Genomic DNA, 818 nt, shown 5'->3' with positions numbered 1-818 from the left:
CCCGCTTCTCGTTGTGCCCGAGGGGCTCAGGCCGGCGCTGCCGCGGGGCGCCGGACCGCGCCCGCCGCCGCGATCCGGACCAGCGCCTCGTCGCCGCCGCACGGGTGCGCGCCGAGCGCCGACTGCCGGGCCACGATCGTCCGCTCGTCGCGCATCAGCCGCCAGCCGCGCCGCACCAGTACGGACACCGACTTGCGGCCCTCCCGCAGATCCCGCAGCAGCCGCCGCCGGAAGGTGGTCGAGGGCCTGCCGCGCAGGCACAGCGCGTCCGCCAGCAGCCCGGCCGAGCGGCAGCCGCGCACGATGTCGGCGGCGAAGATGCCCTCGGCGACGAACAGCCGCTCGCCGCACAGATCCAGCGCCTCCTCGCCGACCCGCGAACTGGTCGCGATGTCGTACACGGGGACGGACGTGCGCCCGGTGCGGCACAGATCCGTGATCGCGGCGAGGGCCGCCTCCGCGTCCCACGAGCCCGGGGAGTCCCAGTCGGTGCCCGTGCCGTCGGGCAGCGTGGGCAGGGCGGGGTCGTCGTGCTCCCGGTAGAAGTCGTCGAGGTGCAGCACGGGCAGACCGGTGCGGGCGGCGAGGGAGGACTTTCCGGAGCCGGACGGTCCGGTCAGCAGGACGACGCGGGCGGGGGCGGCGGGGATCCCGGAGCCGGGGCCGGGCTGGTGCGGGAGAGGGCTCACGGGAGTCCATTGTCGCGCATCGGGCGGGCCCGGGAACCCCGGGTGCGCGACGTTCGGCGCTGCGGAGCCGTCCGACCCCGTGGCGTCAGCTTCCGCCCGGCGCACGGCGGCCGCGGCGGGGGCCACGAC

Annotated in this window: 1 protein-coding gene; it reads right to left on the bottom strand. The window is 77.4% G+C overall.

The genetic code is table 11. The features are described 5' to 3' along the window. Positions 1-26: 26 nt before the first annotated feature. Positions 27-689, bottom strand: a complete 663-nt coding sequence (locus GCU69_RS21905; protein WP_235978621.1) for a uridine kinase family protein — start codon at positions 687-689, stop codon at positions 27-29. Positions 690-818: the final 129 nt, after the last annotated feature.

The sequence above is a fragment of the Streptomyces lycii genome, assembly GCF_009735685.1.
GTDB classification, from domain to species: Bacteria; Actinomycetota; Actinomycetes; order Streptomycetales; family Streptomycetaceae; genus Streptomyces; species Streptomyces lycii.
The sequence above is the reverse complement of the archived record's forward strand: the minus strand, read 5'-3'. Positions and strand labels throughout refer to the sequence as shown.